The organism is Streptomyces sp. NRRL S-340 (genome assembly GCF_000720185.1).
Lineage (GTDB): Bacteria > Actinomycetota > Actinomycetes > Streptomycetales > Streptomycetaceae > Streptomyces.
Genome location: NZ_JOIY01000036.1, coordinates 114597 through 134779, shown reverse-complemented (window position 1 = coordinate 134779; position 20183 = coordinate 114597). Strand labels below are relative to the sequence as shown.

The window sequence follows — 20183 nt, the reverse complement described above, 5'->3', positions numbered from 1 at the left end:
GTCGGGAGATCGGTGGGATCGGGCGTTCGTCGAGGTCGCGGGGGGTGTCTTACGGAGCGGTGACGCGGAACCGGGTGAAGCCGGCCGTCCCGGCGTGCCCCGGCCCGGCGGGCGCGCACGCGAACAGGCCGAGCAGGGCACCGACCCAGCGCCAGGGGGTGGCGGCGAAGACCTGGCCGGAGGGGCGCAGGCCGTCGCCGAGGTCGTAGAAGAAACGGCAGCGCGCCCCGGCACCGATCTCGACGCGCAGCCCGACCCGCCCGCCGGGTGCGGGGCGCGCGGGGCCGGCGTCGCGTTCGCCGCCGCCGTCCCCTTCGGCGAACCGGTGCACCAGGCGGACGGTGCCGTCGCCCTCGCGCCGCAGCCCGATCCAGCAGTACGCGTCCCCGAGGACGGCCAGTCCCGCCCGCGCCCCCGGACCGGTGCCGTCCAGGCGCAGTTCCGTCTCGACCGTGCAGGGCCGGCCCGGCAGCCGCTGGGTGAGGACATGGGGCAGGGTGCGCAGGTCGTCCGCGCCCTGCGAGCGGACGCAGGTCAGCCGCAGGCCGTCGCCCGAGTGGTGGGTGGCCCAGCCGTCGCGGGGGTTGGCGGTCCACTGCCACTGCCGGCCGTACCGGCCGCCGGGGAAGTCGTCGTCGGTGGCGGGCGCGGCGGGCGGCTGCGGCGGCAGGGCGGGTTTGCGGTGGACGGCGACGGGGGCGCCGTCGTCACCGATGACCGGCCAGCCGTCCCCGTCTTCCCAGCGCATCGGCTGGAGGTGGACGACCCTGCCGTACGCGCCGCGCTGCTGGAAGTGCAGGAACCAGTCCTCGCCCTGCCGGGTGCGCACCCAGCCGCCCTGGTGGGGGCCGTTGACGCCGGTGTCCTTCTGCTCCAGGACGACCCGGTACTCGTAGGGCCCGAAGAAGTCGCGCGCGCGGAAGGCACCCTGCCAGCCGGTCTCCACTCCCCCGGCGGGCGCCAGGATCCAGAACCGGCCGTCGTGCCGGTACAGCTTGGGCCCTTCGAGGGTGAACCAGCCGGGGATCCGGTCGGCGTCGACGATCACCTTGCCCTCGTCGAGGAGTTCGGTGCCGTCGGGGTGCATGCGGTGGCCGGTGAGCCGGTTCTTGACGCCGGAGCGGGAGCGGGCCCAGGCGTGCACGAGGTAGGCCTCGCCGGTCTCCTCGTCCCACAGCGGGCACGGGTCGATGAGTCCCTTGCCCGCCTTGACGAGGTGGGGGCGGGTCCAGGGGCCGCGGAAGGCGGGGGCGTTGATCTGGAAGATGCCGTGGTCGGGGTCGCCCCAGAAGATCCAGAAGCGGTCGTCGTGGTGGCGCAGGGCGGGCGCCCACACCCCCCGGTCGTGGCGGGGCAGGCGGAACCCGGCGTCCGGTTCGAGGCGTTCGAGGGCGTGCCCGACCAGGGTCCAGTTGACCAGGTCGCGGGAGTGCAGCAGCGGCAGTCCGGGGGCGCGGCCGAAGCTGGAGGCGGTGAGGTGGTAGTCGTCGCCGACGCGCAGCACGTCGGGGTCGGACCAGTCGGCGTCCAGGACGGGGTTCGCGTAGGTGCCGTCGCCGAGGTCGGCGCCGGGCAGGCTCATCGGGTCACCGCCTCGCGGGCCAGGGCCGCCGCCTCGGCGCGGCCGAGCCGGCCGTCGGCGACGACGGTGACGACGCGGCGTACGACGCTCTCGCCGGGCGCGACGGCCAGCCGTTCGGCGCCGGCCAGCGAGGAGCCGACGCCCGGGTAGTCGGCGGCCCGTACGAACCAGGGGTCGCGGCGGGTGGCGTCGGTGGCCCCGGCGAACACCAGGGTCCAGGTGCGTCCCGCCAGGGCCAGCCAGTCGGCGCGGGTGCCGTGCACCGCCGCCTCGCCGTCGGCCGCGCCGGTGAAGGCGTGCGCGGGCTCGTCCTCCTTGCGGGCGCGCCAGAAGAAGCCGCCGTAGGCCGCGCCGGGGCGCCCGTTGGTGGCGGGGCTGCCGAGGGAGAGCGGGGCGCCGGTGACGTTGGTGAGGGAGAAGGAGAGGTCCAGTGACCAGGCGGTGCCGGTGAGCGGGGCGGCGGTGACGGTGCGGTGTTCCCTGAGCAGTTCGCGGCCGGCGGCGACCCAGCGCAGCTCCTCCTCGAAGCGGTCGCTCCCGCGGAGCGGGAACCCGGTGTGCCGCTGGGCGCCGTGGTTGTCCAGTTCGACCGGGCCCCGGTCGCGGACGAAGGTCCGGCCGCCCCAGAAGTTGTGCCCCTCGACGTCGGGGACGGCGACACCGACGCCGAGGTGGTGGAGGTGGTCGGCGGGGCTCAGTTCGGTGACGGCGGTGCCTGCCAGGGTGGTGACGGGGTGCAGGTAGGGGCGGGGGGCGAGCCGTTCGGGCAGTCGTGGCCGGGTGACGCAGCGGGCGACCGGGCGGCCCGCGACCCGCAGCACCGGGGAGTCGTCAGCCGTCATCCGCGGGTCGCCTCCTTCGGCCGGGCCCAGGCGGCGCCTAGTTCGGAGTAGAGGGAGAGGGTGTCGGCCGCGGCCGCGACGAGTTCGTCGACGCCGGGCACGGTCCGCCGGTGCTCGCCGGGGGGCGTCCGCCAGGCCGCGGCGGGCAGCGGCGCGGGGCCGGGGGCGGTGCGGACGGCTTCGACGAGCCGCATGAAGGCGCCCGTGGCGTCGGGCGGGACCAGCAGGTCCGCCCCGGAGGTGAGGTGCGCGAGCAGGTTCTCCAGCAGGTCGGTGCGGCCGTGGTGGAACTCCTGCGGGCCGTGGCCCGCGCGTTGCAGCAGCACCCTGTCCTGCTTGTACCAGAAGGTGATCCGGCCGCGGCTGCCGTGCACCAGGACGTACGGCTCGCCGGGGTGTTCGGCGCACAGGGTCGCGGCGACGGTGAGCGGTGCGCGGGTGGTGGTGAGGCGGGCGCAGGAGGTGTCGTCGGACTCGATGGCGTTGGCCCGCCACAGCTCGGTCTCGATGCCGGTGACGTCCTGTGCGCGGGTGGTGCCGAGCAGGGCGAGGGCGGTGGCGGTGATGTGGGCGAGCGGGTTGGTGAGGACGCCGTCGACCACGTCGGTGCCGTTCAGGCGGCGCCTGCCGGCCCAGGGGGCGCGCCGGTAGTACGCCTCGTCGCGTGCCCAGGCTCCGGCGCCGCCCGCTCCGGTGACCTCTCCGATCGCGCCCTGGGCGATCAGTTCCCGGACGGCGGGCACGGCGTGCGAGCCCAGTGACTGGAAGCCGATCTGGCAGGCCACGCCGGCGGCTGCGATCCCGTCGCACAGGCGCCGGAACTCGGCCATCGACGGCGTGGGCGGCTTCTCCAGGAGGATGTGCACGCCCCGCGCGGCGGCGGTGAGCGCCAGGCCGGTGTGGGTGGGGATGGGGGTGCACAGGACGGCGACGCGCGCGCCGGTGGTGCCCAGCAGGGCGCCGAGGTCGGCGGACTGCGCGGGGCTGCCCAGTCCGGCGGGGATCTCGCCCGCAGTGAGCGGGGCCGGTTCGCAGATGCCCACCAGCCGGACGAGGCCCTTGCCCTGGAGGCGGCGGAGGTTGTCGAGGTGGGTGCGGCCGTGGCCGCGGGCCCCGGCGAGCACGACCGGGACGGGCAGGGACAGGGGTGCGGGGGTGGGGGCGGGTGTGGTCGTCATCCCTTCACCGCCCCCGCGCTGAAGCCGGTGATCAGCCACTTCTGGATGAAGGCGAAGACGACGACCACCGGGACGGCGGCGATGATGCCGCCCGCGGCCAGGGCGCCGAGGTCGACGCTGTCCGCGCTCATCAGGGTGTCGAGGCCGACGGGGATGGTCTGTTTGCCCTGGTCGGACAGGAACATCAGGGCGAACAGGAAGTGGTTCCAGGCGTGCACGAACGCGAAGGAGCCGACGGCGATCAGTCCGGGCCGCAGCAGTGGCAGGACGACGATCCGGAAGGCGGCGAACCGGTTGCAGCCGTCCACCCAGGCGGCCTCCTCCAGGGAGGGCGGCACGTTCCGGATGAAGCCGCTGATCAGGATCATCGACAGCGGCAGCTGGAAGACGGTCTCGGCGACGATGACACTGCCCAGCGAGTTGATCATCGACAGCTTGGCGAAGATCTGGAAGAGCGGGACCAGCAGGAGCGCGCCGGGGACGAACTGCGAGCACAGCAGCCCCAGCATGAACGCCCGCTTCAGCCGGAAGTCGAACCGGGCGAGCGCGTAGCCGCCGGCCAGCGCCACCACCGTGGTGAGCACCAGCGTCGCCAGGGCGACCAGGACGCTGTTCTGGAAGTAGGTGCCGAAGCTGCGCTCGGTCCACACCTTCTCGAAGTGGTCGAAGGTGACCGGCCAGGGCACCAGTGAGGTGGAGCCCGCCGGGCGCAGCGCGAACAGCAGGATCCAGTAGAACGGGATCAGGGTGAAGACCAGGTAGACCGACAGCGGCAGGTAGATGTGCCGGCGCGGTACCTCGTCCCAGGCGCGGCGCCTGCCGCGCGGGCGCTCGGGCGCGGGGGCCGCCCGTTCGGGCGCGGGGGCGATCTCGGTGATCACTTCTCGTCACCTCCGAACTTGCTCAGCCGCAGATAGACGATCGAGCAGAAGAGCAGGATCACGAACGCCACCGTGGTCAGGGCGGAGGCGTAGCCGAAGTTGTGGGCGTCGACGCTGGTGTTGGCGATGTAGAGCGGGAGCGTGGTGGTCTCGCCCGCCGGGCCGCCGCCGGTGAGGGTGTAGAGCAGGTCGACGTTGTTGAACTCCCACACCGCGCGCAGCAGCGTGGACAGGACGATGGCGTCCTTCAGATGGGGCAGGGTGATGTGCCGGAACTGCTTGAGGCGGCTCGCCCCGTCGACCTCGGCGGCCTCGTACAGGTCCTTGGAGACGGACTGGAGGTCGGCGAGGATGAGGATGGCGAAGAAGGGCACGCCCCGCCACAGGTCGGCGACGACCGCGGCCGGGAAGACGGTGGAGGTGTCCGACAGCCAGCTGGTGCCGTAGGAGCCGAGGCCCATGTCGGCGAGGTAGCGGCTGATGCCGGTCTGGGAGTTGTAGAGGAGCACCCAGATCGCGGAGGTGAGCACCCCGGAGACGGCCCACGGGGAGAACACCAGCGCCCGGCCGAGCGAGCGGCCCACGAAGGTCTGGTTGACGATCAGGGCGAGGGCGAGTCCGAACAGGAGCTGGAGGCCGACCTCGACGACGACCCACTTGGCGCTGAAGGTCAGCGTGTCCCAGAACTGGGGGTCGTGGCGGAAGGCCTGGGTGAAGTTGTCGAGGCCGGCCCAGCCGTTGCGCCACGGTTTGGTGGGGTTGTAGTTGCGCAGGCTGTAGTAGAAGACGCTGAGCACCGGGTAGGCGATGAAGCCCAGCATGAGCAGGGCGGCGGGGGCGACCAGCAGGTAGGGCAGCCTGCGCGGCGTGGCGGAGGCACGGCGCCGCCGGGGTGGCGCGGGCGGTTTCGCCACGGCTGCGGCTTGGGCCATGACTGTTCTCCGTTCGCAGTGGGGCAGATACAGCGCGTGCGGGAAGCGCTTGCTACGTACACGTGACCGAGGGGTCCGGGGGCTTCCCCGGTACGGGGGGAGTCAGCCCGCGTACGGGTCCGGGACGTTGCCCGGCCGGGCCAGGAACTCGAAGTCGCAGCCGGTGTCGGCCTGGGTGATCTGGTCGGCGTAGAGGGCGCCGTAGCCGCGTTCGTAGCGCGCGGGCGGCGGGGTCCATTCGGCCCGGCGGCGCGCCAGCTCCTCGTCGTCGACCTCCAGCCGGAGGGTGCGCGCCTCGACGTCGAGGGTGATCGCGTCGCCGGTGCGGACCAGGGCGAGCGGTCCGCCGACGTACGACTCGGGCGCCACGTGCAGCACGCACGCGCCGTAACTGGTGCCGCTCATCCGGGCGTCGGAGATGCGGACCATGTCCCGCACGCCCTGCTTGAGGAGGTGGCCGGGGATCGGGAGCATGCCGTACTCGGGCATGCCGGGGCCGCCCTGGGGGCCCGCGTTGCGCAGCACCAGCACGCTGTCGGCGGTGATGTGCAGCGACGGGTCGTCGATGGTGCGCTGCATGGTCCGGTAGTCGTCGAAGACGACGGCCGGGCCGGTGTGCCGCAGCAGGTGCGGTTCGGCGGCGATGTGCTTGATGACCGCTCCGTCGGGGCAGAGGTTGCCGCGCAGGACGGCCACCCCGCCCTCGGGCGCCACCGGGTTGTCGCGGGGCCGGATCACGTCGTCGTCGTGCACCCGGGCGCCGGCGAGCTGTTCGCGCAGGCTGTCGTGGGCTGCGGTGGGCCGGTCGAGGTGGAGCAGGTCGGGGATGCGGGAGAGGAAGCCGGGCAGGCCGCCCGCGAAGTGGAAGTCCTCCATCAGGTACTTCCGACCGCCGGGACGGACGTCGGCGAGGACCGGGACCGTGCGGGCGATGCGGTCGAAGTCGTCGAGGGTGAGCTTCACCCCGGCCCGGCCGGCCATCGCGATCAGGTGGATGACCGCGTTGGTGGAGCCGCCGAGCCCGAGGACGGTGGTGACGGCGTCCTCGAAGGCCTCGCCGGTGAGGATGTCGCTCAGCCGGCGGTCCTTGTGGACGAGTTCGACGATCGTCATCCCGGCCCTGGCCGCCATCCGGTCGTGACCGGAGTCCACCGCCGGGATGCTGGAGGCGCCGGGCACGGTCACGCCGAGCGCCTCGGCGGCGGCCGTGAGGGTGGAGGCGGTGCCCATGGTCATGCAGTGGCCGGGCGAACGGGCCAGGCCGCTCTCCAGTTCGGCCATCTCGCAGTCGCCGATGAGACCGGCCCGCCTGTCGTCCCAGTACTTCCACATGTCGGTGCCCGAACCGAGGACCTCTCCCCGCCAGTGGCCCGGCAGCATCGGCCCGGCGGGCACGAACACGGCGGGCAGGCCGACGCTGGCCGCGCCCATGAGCAGGGCGGGCGTGGACTTGTCGCAGCCGCCCATCAGGACGGCGCCGTCGACCGGGTAGGAACGCAGCAGCTCCTCGGTCTCCATGGCGAGCAGGTTGCGGTAGAGCATCGGCGTCGGCTTCTGGAAGGTCTCGCTGAGGGTGGAGACCGGGAACTCCAGCGGGAAGCCGCCCGCCTGCCACACCCCGCGCTTGACGGCCTGGGCGCGCTCGCGCAGGTGGACGTGGCAGGGGTTGATGTCGGACCAGGTGTTGAGGATCGCTATGACCGGCTTGCCCAGGTGCTCCTCGGGCAGGTAGCCGAGCTGGCGGGTGCGGGCGCGGTGGCTGAAGGAGCGCAGGCCGTCGGTGCCGTACCACTGGTGGCTGCGGAGGTCCTCGGGACGCTTGCGGGGCGCGCTCATATCGACCACCCGGCGGCGATGGCGGCGACCTCGGCGCGCCGGCTCTCGGGCAGCGGCTTGCTGGGCGGGCGCACGTCCCGGCGGCACAGGCCGAGCGAGGCGAGGGCCTCCTTGACCACCGTGACGTTGTCGGCGGAGCCGCCCGCCGCGCGCAGTTCCTCGAAGCGGCGGATCTGCTCCCACACCTTCATCGCGGCCGGGTAGTCGCCTGCCCGCAGCGCCTCCAGCATGTTCCGGGAGACGGCGGGGGCGACGTTGACCAGGCCGGAGGTGAAGCCGGTGGCTCCGGCGGAGAAGTACGAGGGCGCGTACGGCTCGGCGAGACCGGCCACCCAGACGAAGCGGTCCAGGCCCGCGTCCCGGGCGAACGCGGCGAAGCGGGCCGCGTCGGGAACGGCGTACTTGACGCCGACGACGTTGGGGCAGGCGTCGGCGAGTTCGGCGAGGCGGGCGCCCGGCAGCTGGGCGTTGCGCAGGTAGGGCACGACGCCCAGGTCGGGCACGGCCTCCGCGATGGCGCGGTGGTAGTCGACCCAGCCGCCCTGGGAGACGTAGGGGTGGACGGGCTGGTGGATCATGACCATCTGCGCGCCCAGTTCGCGGGCGTGCCGGGCGGAGGCGACGGCGGTGGGGATGTCGTGGCCGACGCCGACCAGGACGCTGGCCCGGTCCCGGCTCTCCTCGACGGTCAGTTCGGTGACCAGCCGGCGCTCCTCGGGGGTGAGGGCGTAGAACTCGCCGGTGTTGCCGCACGGGGTGAGGGTGGTGATGCCGCCGTCGAGCAGGCGGTGCAGCAGGGCCCGGTGGGTGCGGCGGTCGACGGAGCCGTCCTCGGCGAACGGTGTCACCGGGATCGCCACCACGTCGGCCAGGGCCGCCCGCTGGGTCTCGAAGGCCGCGCCGCTCATTTCCGGCCCTCCTCGGCGGGGGTGCCGAGGGCGTCCGGGGTGTCGAGGACCCCGGGGAAGGCCCGGTGCACGAAGGAGGCGATGTGGGAGTGCAGGGCGCGGGCCGCGCCGTCGGCGTCGCCGTCCAGGGCGAGCCGCAGGATCTCCCGGTGCTCGGCGGCCTCCTGCTCCCAGGAGGGGTCGGCGGACCAGGCCACCGCGGAGACCAGGGCGGCCTGGTCGCGGACCTCGTCGAGCATCCGGCCGAGCAGCGGGTTGCCGCAGGGCAGGTACAGGGCGCGGTGGAACTCGCGGTTGGCCAGCGAGCGTTCGGCGGTGTCCGCGGCCTCGTCGGCGCGCCGCAGGGCGTCCTGGGCGGCGTCGAGGGAGGCGGCGCGCCGGACCGAGCGCCGCAGCGCCTCCGGCTCCAGCAGCAGGCGTACGTCGTAGACCTCGCGCGCCATGTCCGCGTCCACCATGCGCACGGTCACGCCCTTGTACTGGTTCATCACCACCAGTCCGGTACCGGCCAGGGTCTTGAGCGCCTCGCGCACGGGGGTCTTCGACACCCCGAACTGTGCGGCGAGTTCGGTCTCGACCAGCGCCTGCCCGGGGGTCAGCTGCCCGGTGAGGATGCGGTGTTTGATCCCCTCCTGCACGTACTGCGTGCGGGAGGGGATGGGCGTGGGCACAGAGGTCATGCGCGCCTCTCGGATCTCGCGTATCGCGTCTCATATATGACGTACGAAGTACGACGCGATGAAAGTAAGAGGGGCACGGGGCTTCGTCAACGGTTCTGACAGGAAAAGGGGTTGGGGGATATCGCCGGGTGCGGAGGGGAGCCGGCGCGGACGGGCGGGAGCCGGCTGGTCAGGGGCGGGGCTGCCAGTCCGGGTTCCGGCCGCTCAGGCCCACCGCCCGGTCCAGGAGCGGGGCGTGCTCGGGGACGGGGACGACGGGCCCGAAGATGCCGGCGCCCCGCTCCGGGGCCTGGTCGGCCGCGGCGCGCAGGAAGCCGTACGCCGCCTGGAGCGCGGCCGGATCCGGCTCGTAGTCCTGGCCGGTGGCCCGGGCCAGGTCCCAGCCGTGGATCACCAGTTCGTCCGCGACGACGGCGCCGGCGACCTCTCCCGGCAGGTCGACTCCGCCCGCTTGGGTCATGCCTGTCCAGGCGGCCGGATCGCGCCATGCCTCGGCGAGGTCGTCGAGCACGCGGGGCAGTTCCTCGCGCCAGCCCGGCCCGACGTCCGGCACGGTCGTGTCCGGGCGGGTGTCGGTCGTGGCGCCCAGGTTCTTGCGGGCGGCGTCACGGAAGGCGACGGACAGGCCCAGCAGGTGGCCCAGGAGATGGCGGACCGCCAGGTCCGGGCAGGGAGTCGGGGCCGGGAGGTGCTCCTCGCGCACTCCCCGCGCCAGCCGTGCCACGACAGCAGCCTGTGGTCCCAGATCGAAGATCGGTTCGGTCATCGCCTGCTCCTTGAGATCGCGGGAGGTCTTCCTCGCCGCAGGGGCAGACCGCCCCCGGCCCCGGATCTCATCGGCCGCCCGCCCGGCAGTACGCGCGCGGTTCCGGACGCCGAAGTCCGGCGGGTCCGGCCGCGCCGAACCCCGTCACCCGAACCGTCCGCTCCACGCTTCCGCCCGGGCCGGCCCCGGCCCCCGCTCGGGCCGGCAGACGGGTGCGCCCCGCATCACCGCAGGCCGGGACCGCCCGCCCCCGGAACATGACGGATGCCGCACCGCGGTCCCCCGCCAGCGCGGCGCGCGCACCGGGGCACCTGCCCGATCCGCACGGCGGGGCCTTACCCCCACGCTCAGCAGGCATGACGACGACCGACGTGACGTTGCCGCCCCTGCTGCGCGTGCTGCGCGACCGGCGGGCGGGGCTGTGCCTGGCGGCCGTGGTGGTCTCCGGCTTCGGGACGTCCGCGCTGTGGCTGGTGTCCGGCGTGTGGGCCAAGGACCTCACCGGCTCCACCGGGCCGGCCGCACTGTGCCTGGTCGCGATGTGGGCACCCACCCTGGCCGGGCCGCCGCTGGGCGCACTCGCCGACCGCGCCCGCCGCAAACCCCTGCTGATCACCGCGAACCTGCTGCTCGCGGCCCTCCTCCTGCCCCTCCTCGCCGTGGCTTCCCCCGGCCGGCTCTGGCTCCTGTACGCGGTGCTGTTCCTCTACGGTGCCCTGGGCGTGGTGGTCGACGCCGCCCAGTCCGCGCTGGTCGCCGAGGCCGTCGGCCCGGCGCTGCTGGGCGACTTCAACGGGCTGCGGACGACCGCGACGGAGGGCATGAAGCTGCTGGCCCCGCTCGCCGGGGCGGGCCTGTACGCCGCGTACGGCGGCGCCTGCGTGGCCCTGCTCGACGCGGTCACGTTCGTGCTGGCGGCGGCCCTGTACGCCCTGCTGCGCGTCCGCGAACAGCCGCCGCGGCGACCGGCCGGCTCCTGGCGGGCGCACACCGCCGAGGGCGTGCGCCGCCTGTGGTCCGATCCGCGCCTGCGCTCGCTGGTGCTGGCCGGCGCGGCCACGATGCTGTGCGCGGGCGTGAACGGCGCGCTGGTCTACACGGTCGTGGACTCCCTCGGGCACGCACCCGCGTACGCGGGCGTGCTGTACGCCGTCCAGGGCGCCGGTTCGGTGGTGACCGGGCTCGCCTCGGGCGCCGGGCTGCGCCGTCTGGGCGAGCGCCGGTTCGCGGCGTACGGGATCGCCCTGACGGCCGTCGCGGTGGCCCTGCGGGCCGTTCCGGCCGACCCGTTGGTGCTGGGCTGCTGCGCGGCGATCGGGGCCGGGCTGCCCTGCGTGCTGATCGCGGCGTTCACGGCCGTGCAGCACGGGACACCGGGTGCGCTGGTCGGCCGGGTGACGGCGACGGCGCACACCCTCGTCCTGGTGCCGAACGTCGTGGGCCTGGCACTGGGCGCGTGGCTGGCCGGGAGCGTCGGCCATCGGCTCCTGCCGGGCGTGCTGGGCGCGGTCCTGCTGACCGTGTCGGCCGCCCTGGCGGCCCCGGCCCACGGGCCGCAGGACCCCCCGACGGCGGCCACCGCCACCCCAGACCCCGACCCAGCCGCCGGCACCGGCACGGGCAGCACCTGACCCGGCGTCCGGCCCGGCACGGGCAGCACCTGACCCGGCGCCCCGTGCCGGCGCCCGTCCGTGCCCGTGCCGGCGCCCGTCCGTGCCCGTGCCGGCGCCCGTCCGTGCCCGTGCCGGCGCCCGTCCGCGCCCGGCCCGGCGTCCCGTCCCGGCGCCTCCCGCCTCACACCCGCGCGAGTGCGGCCCGCGTCGCCGCCAGGTCGGCGTCCGAGGCCAACCCGGCGTGATAGAGCCGCAGTTCGCTCGCGCCCAGGTCCCGGGCGCGGGCGGCGTCGGCGGCGAGGCCGGCCGGGTGGCCGCCCATGCCGGAGACGATCGTCAGGTTGGCGGCCAGGACGGCGTCCGCGCGTCCCTGCTCGGCGAAGGGCGCGAGCAGGCCCGCCCCGCCCGTGCAGGGCACCACGACCCCGTCCGCGACGGACAGGACGTGCGCGGGGTCGACGCCGGCGTTGGCGCCGCAGTGGTAGGAGACCGGGTCGGCGTGCAGCAGCACCCGGAAGCCCTCGGGCGCCGCCGCGCGGACCGCCGCGACCGCCTCCTCCTGGAGGGTGCGCGCCCTCTCGTCGCGCCACGCGCGCGTGCCCGCCGCCTCGCGCGCGCCGAGCAGCTTCTCGACCGCGGGCCAGCCGTCCCCGGAGGGCGCCCCCCGCCACACCGGCTCCAGCGCGGTGCGCACGGCGTCCGCCAGGGCGTCCGCGTCCAGCCCCTGTCCGTCGTAGCCGGCGCGGCAGGCCGGGCAGAAGCACAGGGACATCAGGTACTGCCCGGCGTCGCCCAGGCCGACCCCGGCGGTCTTGTCGTGGGCGTGCAGGTGGGCGAGCCCGTACCAGCCGAGGGACTCCAGTTCGGTGCCGCGCGCGCCGGGCCGTACGGCGGCCTCGGCGGCCAGGTCGACGAGGTACGCGCGGGTGGCGGGCTGGGCGATGCAGGGCGCCCACGGGTAGCGGTCGCCGTAGGCGTTGACGACGGAGGTCCCGGGGTGTTCGGCGCCGAGCCGCGAGTTGTGCGCGAGGACGACCCAGGTGTGCACCTCCAGCCCGGCCGCGGCCAGTGCCCGCGCCGCCTCGCCGTACGCGTCCCCCGGCGCCCAGTCACCGGCGGGCCGGGGCCGCAGCGTCCGCCCCTGCCAGCGGTCGCCGGGCGGGTAGAGGACGGCCGCGTACTCGGCGGTGACCACGCGGTGGCGCGGGTGACGGGGGGTCAGCGCCCGCGTGGAGTGGTAGGCGGCGGCCAGGGTCGCCCCTCTCACGCCGAGCCCGGCGATGCGCTCGGCCGCCGCCGGATCGCCGTTGACGTCCCAGGAGTAGACGAACGCCGACGCCCTCACACGTCACCCCCGAGCAGCGCGTACCCGCGTTCGATGAGCCGGGCGAGCCGCTTGACATGGTCCTCGGCCGGTTCGTGCAGCGGCGGCCGCACCTCGCCCACGTCCAGCCCCCGCAGCCGTACGCCCGCCTTGACCAGGGAGACGGCGTACCCCCTGCCCTGGGCGCGCAGTTCGACGAAGGGACGGTAGAAGCCGTCCAGGAGCCGGTGGGCGGTGGTGTCGTCGCCGTCGCGCAGCGCCCGGTGGAAGGCGAGGGCGATCTCGGGGACGAAGCAGAAGACGGCGGAGGAGTAGAGGGTGATGCCGAGGCCCCGGTAGGCGAGCTGGGTCTGTTCGGCGGTGGGCAGGCCGTTGAAGTACAGGAAGTCGCCGGGAACCTCGGTGCGCACCGCGCTGACGACGCGCTGCATGAGGTCCAGGTCGCCGAGGCCGTCCTTGAGCCCGATGACGCCGTCGGTGCGGGCCAGGGCGACGGCGGTGTCCGGGGTGAACACCGCGTTGTCGCGCTGGTAGACGATGACGGGCAGCGCGGTCGCGGCGGCCACTTCGCGGTAGTGCCGCAGCAGTCCCTCCTGTGCGGCGGCGACGAGGTAGGGCGGCATGGCGAGCAGCCCGTCGGCCCCGGCGGCCTCGGCGAGGCGGGCGTAGCGCACGGCGAGCGCGGTGCCGTACCCGGCGCCCGCCACGACCGGGGCACGGCCCTCGGCCGCCTCGACGGCGGCACGGACGCAGGTCTCGAACTCCTCGGGTGTCAGCGCGTGGAACTCGCCGGTGCCGCAGCACGCGAAGACGGCGGCGGCACCGGCCTCGACCCCTTGGCGCACATGGGCGCGGTAGGCGTCGAGGTCGAGGGCGCCGTCGTGGCCGTAGGCGGTGACGGGGAAGAACAGCGGCCCGCTGGGGATGCTGAGGCGTTCGGCGAGGGGGGCTGACGGCACGGGCTCTCCCTAGGGGCAGGCACTCACGTTTCTGATCGACGTCCATATTCATGAACAGGGCCACGCTAAGCGGCCCTCACCTGGCCGGTCAAGCGGGCGGACCGGCAAGCGGCAGCGGATCCCGCCCGCGCGCGGCACACTTGACGGCGTGCGCCCGCGATCCCTAGCGTGTCCATGCATGTGAATGGCGTCCACGCATACGGCTTTCCGTACTCCCGTGCACGTGGCTCCCGCCGCCCCGTGCACCCGGTTCACGTCCCCGCACACGGCTGGTTGACGCAAGGAGACCGTAGATGCCCGCTCCCCGCACCGTTCTGCTCACCGGCGCCGCCGGCGGGCTCGGCACCCTGATGCGGGACCTGCTGCCCGAGTACGGCTACACGCTCCGCCTCCTCGACATCCGGCCGATCGAGGGCGAGCCGGACGCCGTCACCGCCGACCTCGGCGACAAGGCGGCCCTGCGCGCCGCGGTCCGGGGCGTCGACGCGGTCGTCCACCTCGCGGGGATCTCACTGGAAGCCCCGTTCGAGAAGATCCTCAAGGCCAACATCGAGGGCACGTACAACCTGTACGAGGCGGCCCGCGAGGAGGGCGTCGGACGCATCGTCTTCGCCTCCTCCAACCACGCGATCGGCCACACCCCCCGCCCGCGCGGCGACGACCCGCTGATCCCGGTCGACACCCCGCGCCGCCCCGACACCTTCTACGGCCTGTCGAAGTCGTTCGGCGAGGACCTCGCCCAGCTCTACTGGGACAAACACGGCCTGGAGACCGTCTCCGTGCGCATCGGCTCCTGCTTCCCCGAGCCGACCAGCGTGCGCATGCTCTCGGTGTGGATGAGCCCCGCCGACGGCGCCCGCCTCTTCCACGCCGCCCTCACCGCCGAGAACGTCGGCCACACCGTCGTCCACGGCTCCTCCGCCAACACCCGCCTGTGGTGGGACCTGTCCACCGCGCGGGCGCTCGGCTACGAACCGCAGGACGACTCCGAGCCGTACGCCGCGAAGCTCATCGCCGAGCAGGGCGAACTCGACCCGGACGACAAGGCGCACGCCTACCTGGGCGGCCACTTCGTGACCGACCCGCCGATCTGGCCCTACTGACGGCCCCGCCCGCCGGGCTCCCCTGACGGCCCCCCGCCCCGGTGCCGTTCACGGCCTCCGGCTCCCCTGACGGCCCCGCCGATCCGGCGCCGCTGACGCCCGCGCCGATCCGGCCACGCCGGCCGGCCCGACGGCCGGCCGAGGGCCGCTCCGCACGGCCGGGAACCACCCCTGCCCTCTCCTGTCCGGGGGCGGGCGGGCACCGAACGGGCCCGCCCGCCCCCGCGTGCGGGCATCCGCCGTGCCCGATCCCACCTCCGACCGGGCAGCCCCGCAGGTCCGAGACGGGCACGCACCCCGGCAAACGGGCACACCCGGGCAGCATCGAGCCCGCAACAGACCTGGTCGGCGCCGCGCACCCGCTGTACAACTGTGCCCCGAGGGCCCCACCGGGCCCGAACGGGCAACGCCAGGAGGGCAGGTGCAGACCATGGGCGCGCGGACCGCGGAGGAACGGCAGCGGGAGATCGTGCGGACCGCGCGGGCCACCGGCCAGGTCGACGTCACCGCGCTGGCCGGCGAACTCGGTGTGGCCAAGGAGACCATCCGCAGGGACCTGCGCGCCCTGGAGGACCACGGTCTCGTGCGCCGCACCCACGGTGGCGCCTACCCGGTGGAGAGCGCCGGCTTCGAGACGACCCTCGCCTTCCGGGCCACCAGCCACGTCCCCGAGAAGCGCCGGATCGCCGCGGCGGCGGCCGATCTGCTCGGGGACGCCGAGACGGTCTTCGTGGACGAGGGGTTCACCCCGCAGCTCATCGCCGAGTCCCTGCCGAGGGACCGGCCGCTGACCGTGGTCACCGCCTCCCTGCCGGTCGCGGGCGCCCTCGCCGAGGCCGCGAACGTGTCGGTGCTGCTGCTCGGCGGCCGGGTCCGCGCGGGCACGCTGGCCACCGTCGACCACTGGACGACGAAGATGCTCGCCGGTTTCGTCCTCGACCTCGCCTACATCGGCGCCAACGGCATCTCCCGCGAACACGGTCTGACCACCCCCGACCCGGCCGTCAGCGAGGTCAAGGCACAGGCGATGCGGGCGGCCCGGCGCACCGTCTTCGCCGGAACGCACACCAAGTTCGGCGCGGTCAGCTTCTGCCGGTTCGCCGAGGTCGGCGCGGTGGAGGCGATCGTGACCAGCACCCTGCTCCCGGCGGCCGAGGCCCACCGCTACGCCCTGCTCGGCCCGCAGGTCGTCCGGGTCTGAGACCCGGCCCGCCCGGCCACCCGGCCCGCGCCCGTCCGGGCACCCGGTCCCGGCGGCCCCGGTCGCGGAAGACCCGCGCCCGCCGTGGCGGCACACCCTGCCGCACCCCTTGTCTCCCCGTACATCCCACTCCCCTACGTCCAGGAGCGATCCATGCGAACCCAGAGCCGACGGCGGCCACCGCGAGCGACACTCGCCCTGGCCGCCGCAGGGACGCTGCTCGCCCCGCTGCTCTCCGGCTGCTGGGTCGGGGCGGGCGGAGCCGGTTCCGGCGGCGACTCCATCAACGTGCTGATGGTCAACAACCCGCAGATGACGGAGTTGCAGAAGCTCACCGCCGCGCACTTCACCAAGGAGACCGGCATCAAGGTGAACTTCACCGTGCTGCCGGAGAACGACGTCCGCGACAAGATCAGCCAGGACTTCGCCAACCAGGCGGGCCAGTACGACGTGGCCACACTCTCCAACTACGAGATCCCGATCTACGCCCGCAACGGCTGGCTGCACGCGATGGACTCCTACGTCGCCCGCGACCGGGGCTTCGACCAGCAGGACGTCCTCGCGCCGATGCGCCAGTCCCTCACCGCCGACGACGGCAAGCTCTACGGCGAGCCCTTCTACGGCGAGTCGTCCTTCCTCATGTACCGCAAGGACGTGTTCGCGGCCAAGGGCCTGACCATGCCCGCCCACCCCACCTGGCAGCAGATCGCCGCCCTCGCCGCGAAGGCCGACGGCGCCCGGCCCGGGATGAAGGGCATCTGCCTGCGCGGACTGCCCGGCTGGGGCGAGCTGATGGCACCGCTCACGACGGTCGTGAACACCTTCGGCGGCACCTGGTTCGACAAGGACTGGAAGGCGCACCTGGACTCCCCCGAGTTCACCGGGGCGACGAAGTTCTACGTCGACCTGGTCCGGCAGCACGGCGAGTCGGGCGCCGCCCAGTCCGGGTTCGCCGAGTGCCTGAACAACATGACCCAGGGCAAGGTCGCCATGTGGTACGACGCCACCAGCGCGGCCGGCTCCCTGGAGGCCAAGGGCTCGCCCGTCAAGGGCAAGGTCGGCTACGCCCCCGCACCGGTGGAGAAGACCCGGTCCTCGGGCTGGCTCTACACGTGGGCCTGGGGCATCCAGCAGGCATCCCGCAACCCGGACAAAGCCTGGAAGTTCGTCTCCTGGGCGTCCGGCAAGGAGTACGAGCAACTGGTGGGCAGGACGTACGGCTGGTCGAACGTCCCGGCCGGCAAGCGCGCCTCCACCTACGAGAACCCCGCCTACCGCGCGGAGGCAGCCGCCTTCCAGGAGATGACGAAGAACGCCATCGAGAGCGCCCGCCCCAACGATCCGGGCGTCCAGCCGCGGCCCGCGCCCGGCATCCAGTTCGTCGACATCCCCGAGTTCACCGACCTCGGCACCAAGGTCTCCCAGGAGATCAGCGCGGCCGTCGCCGGACGCCAGTCCGTCGAGTCGGCCCTGAAGAAGTCCCAGCAGCTCGCCGAGAAGATCGCCAAGGAGTACGAGGGACGATGACCGCCACGACCACGGCCCCCGTGGCCGCCACCGAGCCGCTCGCGCCCCGGCGGCCCTCCCCCCGGCTGCGCGCCTGGGCGACCCGCGCCCCGCTGCTGCCCGCCCTCGTCTTCATGATCGCCGTGACCCAGCTCCCGTTCGTGGCCACGCTGGTGATCTCCTTCTTCGACTGGAACGCGCTCTACCCCAAGGCCCGCCGCTTCACCGGCCTGGACAACTACCAGCAGGTGCTCACCGACGCGGACCTGCGCCACTCGGTGTGGACGACGGTCCTGCTGACCGTGGCGGTGGTGCTGGCCAGCCTGGTCCTGGGCCTGGCCCTCGCCCTCCTCCTGGACCGCCGCTTCCCCGGCCGGGGAGCCGTGCGCACCCTGCTGATCGCCCCCTTCCTCGTCGTGCCGGTCGCCGCCGCCCTGCTGTGGAAACACGTGCTCTACAACCCCGAGTACGGCCTGCTCAACGGCCTGCTGCACTACGTCGGCGGGCCCCAGCCGGACTGGATCTCCAACACCCCACTGCTGGCGGTCGAGGCCTCACTGGTGTGGCAGTGGACGCCCTTCATGATGCTGATCCTGCTGGCCGGCCTGCAGAGCCGCGACCAGCAGCAGATCGAGGCCGCCCGGGTGGACGGCGCCGGCGACTGGCAGATCTTCGTCCACCTCACGCTGCCTCACCTGCGCCGCTACCTCGAACTGGGGGCGCTGCTCGGCTCGATCTACATCGTGCAGAACTTCGACGCGGTGTTCACCCTCACCTCCGGGGGCCTGGGCACCGCCAACCTGCCCTACACCGTCTACCAGAGCTTCTACCAGGCCCACGAGAACGGGCTGGCCTCGGCCGCCGGTGTCCTGGTCGTCATCGGCTCGATCGTCATCGCGACCTTCGCCCTGCGCGTGGTCTCGTCCCTGTTCCGCGAGGAGGCGTCCCGCGCATGAACGTCCTCAAGCGCAACGGTCTCGGCCTGGTCGCCTGGCTGGCCGGCATCGTCTTCTTCCTGCCCATCGCCTGGATGGCGCTGACCTCCTTCCACTCGGAGGCGGACGCGGCGACCAACCCGCCCTCCTTCGCCGCCTCCCTCACCCTGGACGGCTACCGCGACTTCTTCGGCAGCGGCGGCGGCCCCAGCCCCTGGCCCGCGCTGGTCAACTCGGCGGTCGCCTCGGTGGTCTCGACGCTGTTCGTCCTGGTCCTGGCCCTCCCGGCGGCCTACGCGCTGTCGATCCGGCCGGTGAGGAAGTGGACGGACGTGCTGTTCTTCTTCCTGTCCACCAAGATGCTGCCGGCGGTGGCCGGACTGCTGCCGATCTACCTGTTCGCCAAGAACGCCGGGATGCTGGACAACATCTGGCTGCTCGTCGTCCTCTACACCTCCATGAACCTGCCGATCGCGGTGTGGATGATGCAGTCCTTCCTCGCCGAGGTGCCGGTCGCGGTGATCGAGGCGGCCCGCGTCGACGGCGCCCGCCTGCCCACGATCCTGGCCCGCGTGGTCGCCCCCATCGCCGTCCCCGGGATCGCGGCGACGGCGCTGATCTGCTTCATCTTCAGCTGGAACGAACTGCTCTTCGCGCGGGTGCTCACCGGCGTGGTCGCCGAGACCGCCCCCGTCTTCCTGACCGGTTTCATCACCAGCCAGGGCCTGTTCCTGGCCAAGGTGTGCGCCGCGTCGCTCGTCATCTCCCTGCCGGTGCTCGCCGCGGGGTTCGCCGCCCAGGACAAACTGGTCCAGGGCCTGTCGCTTGGAGCCGTGAAATGAAGGCCGCCGTCATCGAGTCCGTGGGCCGTGCCGTCGTCACCGAGGTCCCCGACCCGACGCCCGGGCCGCGCGAGGTCGTCGTGGAGGTCGCCGCCTGCGGCCTGTGCGGGACGGACCTGCACATCCTGCAGGGCGAGTTCGCGCCCAAGCTGCCGATCGTGCCGGGCCACGAGTTCGCCGGCCGCGTCGTCGCCGTCGGCACCCAGGTCACCGAGGTCGCGGCGGGCGACCGGGTGGCGGTGGACCCGTCCCTGTACTGCTACGAGTGCCGCCAGTGCCGCACCGGCCACAACAACCTGTGCGAACGCTGGGCCGCGATCGGCGTGACGACGGCGGGCGGCGCCGCGCAGTACGCGTCGGCCCCGGTCGCCAACTGCGTCAAGCTCCCCGAACACGTCCGCACCCAGGACGCGGCCCTGATCGAGCCGCTGTCCTGCGCGGTGCGCGGCTACGACGTCCTGCGGTCCCGGCTCGGCGCCCACGTCCTGATCTACGGCTCCGGGACGATGGGCCTGATGATGCTGGAGCTGGCCAAGCGGACCGGCGCGGCGAGCGTCGACGTGGTCGACGTGAACCCCGCCCGGCTGGAGACGGCCCGCGCTCTGGGGGTCTCGGCGTCGGCCGCGAACGCGGACGAACTGGACCGGCCGCAGGGCTGGGACCTGGTCATCGACGCCACCGGCAACGCGGCGGCCATCCAGGACGGTCTGGGCCGGGTCGCCAAGGCGGGCACGTTCCTCCAGTTCGGCGTGGCCGACTACGCCACCCGGGTGGAGATCGACCCGTACCGCATCTACAACCAGGAGATCACCATCACGGGTTCGATGGCGGTCCTGCACAGCTACGAACGCGCGGCCGAACTCTTCGCCAACGGCGTGCTGGACCCGGACGTCTTCATCAGCGACCGCCTCCCGCTGGAGAGCTACCCGCAGGCGCTGGAGCAGTTCGCGGCGGGGGTGGGCCGCAAGATCGTGGTGGTGCCGTAGGGCACCGCGTCCGGGCCCGTCCGGCGTCCGAGGAGGACGCCGGAGGCCGACAGGGAGGCCTGGGGGAAGCGCCCGGGGACGGGAGGAGCGGGGTGGAACGGGGCGGCAA

The 20183-nt window shown here is 73.7% G+C and carries 18 protein-coding genes; 7 read left to right on the top strand and 11 right to left on the bottom strand.

What is annotated here, in order from left to right; genetic code table 11:
* Positions 1 to 49: 49 nt before the first annotated feature.
* From IG64_RS26895 to IG64_RS26855, 9 genes are all read right to left on the bottom strand, one after another.
* Positions 50 to 1582, bottom strand: a complete 1533-nt coding sequence (locus IG64_RS26895; protein WP_037860850.1) for a glycoside hydrolase 43 family protein — start codon at positions 1580 to 1582, stop codon at positions 50 to 52.
* On the bottom strand, positions 1579 to 2424 hold the full coding sequence (locus tag IG64_RS26890) for a PmoA family protein (RefSeq protein ID WP_037860848.1): 846 nt from the start codon (positions 2422 to 2424) through the stop codon (positions 1579 to 1581). The genes IG64_RS26895 and IG64_RS26890 overlap by 4 nt, the downstream gene beginning before the upstream one ends.
* On the bottom strand, positions 2421 to 3602 hold the full coding sequence (locus IG64_RS26885; RefSeq protein ID WP_037860845.1) for a Gfo/Idh/MocA family protein: 1182 nt from the start codon (positions 3600 to 3602) through the stop codon (positions 2421 to 2423). Before IG64_RS26885 ends, IG64_RS26890 begins: the two co-directional genes overlap by 4 nt.
* Entirely contained in the window at positions 3599 to 4483 is an 885-nt protein-coding gene (locus IG64_RS26880; protein ID WP_037860843.1) for a carbohydrate ABC transporter permease, read from the bottom strand. The genes IG64_RS26885 and IG64_RS26880 overlap by 4 nt, the downstream gene beginning before the upstream one ends.
* Positions 4480 to 5415 (bottom strand): carbohydrate ABC transporter permease, encoded by a 936-nt coding sequence (locus IG64_RS26875; RefSeq protein WP_037860842.1) that lies wholly within the window; start codon positions 5413 to 5415, stop codon positions 4480 to 4482. The genes IG64_RS26880 and IG64_RS26875 overlap by 4 nt, the downstream gene beginning before the upstream one ends.
* Positions 5416 to 5517: 102 nt before the next feature.
* Positions 5518 to 7251 (bottom strand): L-arabinonate dehydratase, encoded by a 1734-nt coding sequence (gene araD / locus IG64_RS26870; RefSeq protein WP_037860839.1) that lies wholly within the window; start codon positions 7249 to 7251, stop codon positions 5518 to 5520.
* Complete coding sequence (locus tag IG64_RS26865) at positions 7248 to 8159, bottom strand: dihydrodipicolinate synthase family protein (RefSeq protein ID WP_037860838.1); 912 nt, start codon at positions 8157 to 8159, stop codon at positions 7248 to 7250. Before IG64_RS26865 ends, araD begins: the two co-directional genes overlap by 4 nt.
* Positions 8156 to 8839 carry a GntR family transcriptional regulator gene (locus IG64_RS26860; protein ID WP_037860836.1) on the bottom strand — a complete coding sequence of 228 codons (684 nt, stop codon included), beginning with the start codon at positions 8837 to 8839 and terminating at the stop codon, positions 8156 to 8158. Before IG64_RS26860 ends, IG64_RS26865 begins: the two co-directional genes overlap by 4 nt.
* A 169-nt stretch (positions 8840 to 9008) precedes the next feature.
* The gene (locus IG64_RS26855; protein ID WP_037860834.1) at positions 9009 to 9605 is read right to left on the bottom strand and encodes a TIGR03086 family metal-binding protein; all 597 of its coding nucleotides are present in this window, start codon (positions 9603 to 9605) and stop codon (positions 9009 to 9011) included.
* A gap of 356 nt (positions 9606 to 9961) precedes the next feature.
* Here IG64_RS26855 and IG64_RS26850 point away from each other — a divergent pair, with 356 nt between their 5' ends.
* Complete coding sequence (locus tag IG64_RS26850; RefSeq protein ID WP_078884236.1) at positions 9962 to 11236, top strand: MFS transporter; 1275 nt, start codon at positions 9962 to 9964, stop codon at positions 11234 to 11236.
* A 163-nt stretch (positions 11237 to 11399) separates the two neighbouring features.
* On the opposite strand, the gene IG64_RS26845 is transcribed toward IG64_RS26850, so the two are convergent.
* Positions 11400 to 12563: an alanine-rich protein gene (locus IG64_RS26845; protein WP_037860831.1), complete on the bottom strand. Its 1164-nt coding sequence runs from the start codon at positions 12561 to 12563 to the stop codon at positions 11400 to 11402.
* Positions 12560 to 13501, bottom strand: a complete 942-nt coding sequence (locus IG64_RS26840; protein ID WP_037860829.1) for a 5-dehydro-4-deoxyglucarate dehydratase — start codon at positions 13499 to 13501, stop codon at positions 12560 to 12562. The genes IG64_RS26845 and IG64_RS26840 overlap by 4 nt, the downstream gene beginning before the upstream one ends.
* Before the next feature lie 293 nt (positions 13502 to 13794).
* On the opposite strand from IG64_RS26840, the gene IG64_RS26835 reads away from it, so the two are divergent.
* The 6 genes from IG64_RS26835 to IG64_RS26810 all read left to right on the top strand — a co-directional run bounded on the left by IG64_RS26835 (position 13795) and on the right by IG64_RS26810 (position 20074).
* The gene (locus IG64_RS26835) at positions 13795 to 14604 is read left to right on the top strand and encodes an NAD-dependent epimerase/dehydratase family protein (RefSeq protein WP_037860827.1); all 810 of its coding nucleotides are present in this window, start codon (positions 13795 to 13797) and stop codon (positions 14602 to 14604) included.
* A 430-nt stretch (positions 14605 to 15034) separates the two neighbouring features.
* A complete protein-coding gene (locus IG64_RS26830; RefSeq protein ID WP_037860904.1) occupies positions 15035 to 15805 on the top strand; it encodes a DeoR/GlpR family DNA-binding transcription regulator in 771 nt (256 codons plus the stop codon).
* Positions 15806 to 15958: 153 nt separating this feature from the next.
* Positions 15959 to 17332, top strand: a complete 1374-nt coding sequence (locus IG64_RS26825) for an ABC transporter substrate-binding protein (protein ID WP_037860825.1) — start codon at positions 15959 to 15961, stop codon at positions 17330 to 17332.
* A complete protein-coding gene (locus IG64_RS26820) occupies positions 17329 to 18267 on the top strand; it encodes a carbohydrate ABC transporter permease (RefSeq protein WP_037860823.1) in 939 nt (312 codons plus the stop codon). The genes IG64_RS26825 and IG64_RS26820 overlap by 4 nt, the downstream gene beginning before the upstream one ends.
* Positions 18264 to 19088 carry a carbohydrate ABC transporter permease gene (locus IG64_RS26815; RefSeq protein ID WP_037860822.1) on the top strand — a complete coding sequence of 275 codons (825 nt, stop codon included), beginning with the start codon at positions 18264 to 18266 and terminating at the stop codon, positions 19086 to 19088. Before IG64_RS26820 ends, IG64_RS26815 begins: the two co-directional genes overlap by 4 nt.
* On the top strand, positions 19085 to 20074 hold the full coding sequence (locus tag IG64_RS26810; protein ID WP_037860821.1) for a zinc-dependent alcohol dehydrogenase family protein: 990 nt from the start codon (positions 19085 to 19087) through the stop codon (positions 20072 to 20074). Before IG64_RS26815 ends, IG64_RS26810 begins: the two co-directional genes overlap by 4 nt.
* The last annotated feature ends 109 nt before the right edge of the window (positions 20075 to 20183 follow it).

What these genes read in the sequence shown, in the direction of transcription:
- IG64_RS26820 (WP_037860823.1), top strand. Translation starts at nt 17,329, where the DNA reads ATGACCGCCACGACCACGGCCCCCGTGGCCGCCACCGAGCCGCTCGCG.
- IG64_RS26860 (WP_037860836.1), bottom strand. Translation starts at nt 8,839, where the DNA reads ATGACCTCTGTGCCCACGCCCATCCCCTCCCGCACGCAGTACGTGCAG.
- IG64_RS26885 (WP_037860845.1), bottom strand. Translation starts at nt 3,602, where the DNA reads ATGACGACCACACCCGCCCCCACCCCCGCACCCCTGTCCCTGCCCGTC.
- IG64_RS26815 (WP_037860822.1), top strand. Translation starts at nt 18,264, where the DNA reads ATGAACGTCCTCAAGCGCAACGGTCTCGGCCTGGTCGCCTGGCTGGCC.
- IG64_RS26855 (WP_037860834.1), bottom strand. Translation starts at nt 9,605, where the DNA reads ATGACCGAACCGATCTTCGATCTGGGACCACAGGCTGCTGTCGTGGCA.
- IG64_RS26865 (WP_037860838.1), bottom strand. Translation starts at nt 8,159, where the DNA reads ATGAGCGGCGCGGCCTTCGAGACCCAGCGGGCGGCCCTGGCCGACGTG.
- IG64_RS26835 (WP_037860827.1), top strand. Translation starts at nt 13,795, where the DNA reads ATGCCCGCTCCCCGCACCGTTCTGCTCACCGGCGCCGCCGGCGGGCTC.
- IG64_RS26895 (WP_037860850.1), bottom strand. Translation starts at nt 1,582, where the DNA reads ATGAGCCTGCCCGGCGCCGACCTCGGCGACGGCACCTACGCGAACCCC.
- IG64_RS26850 (WP_078884236.1), top strand. Translation starts at nt 9,962, where the DNA reads ATGACGACGACCGACGTGACGTTGCCGCCCCTGCTGCGCGTGCTGCGC.
- IG64_RS26875 (WP_037860842.1), bottom strand. Translation starts at nt 5,415, where the DNA reads ATGGCCCAAGCCGCAGCCGTGGCGAAACCGCCCGCGCCACCCCGGCGG.
- IG64_RS26810 (WP_037860821.1), top strand. Translation starts at nt 19,085, where the DNA reads ATGAAGGCCGCCGTCATCGAGTCCGTGGGCCGTGCCGTCGTCACCGAG.
- IG64_RS26825 (WP_037860825.1), top strand. Translation starts at nt 15,959, where the DNA reads ATGCGAACCCAGAGCCGACGGCGGCCACCGCGAGCGACACTCGCCCTG.
- IG64_RS26830 (WP_037860904.1), top strand. Translation starts at nt 15,035, where the DNA reads ATGGGCGCGCGGACCGCGGAGGAACGGCAGCGGGAGATCGTGCGGACC.
- IG64_RS26890 (WP_037860848.1), bottom strand. Translation starts at nt 2,424, where the DNA reads ATGACGGCTGACGACTCCCCGGTGCTGCGGGTCGCGGGCCGCCCGGTC.
- araD (WP_037860839.1), bottom strand. Translation starts at nt 7,251, where the DNA reads ATGAGCGCGCCCCGCAAGCGTCCCGAGGACCTCCGCAGCCACCAGTGG.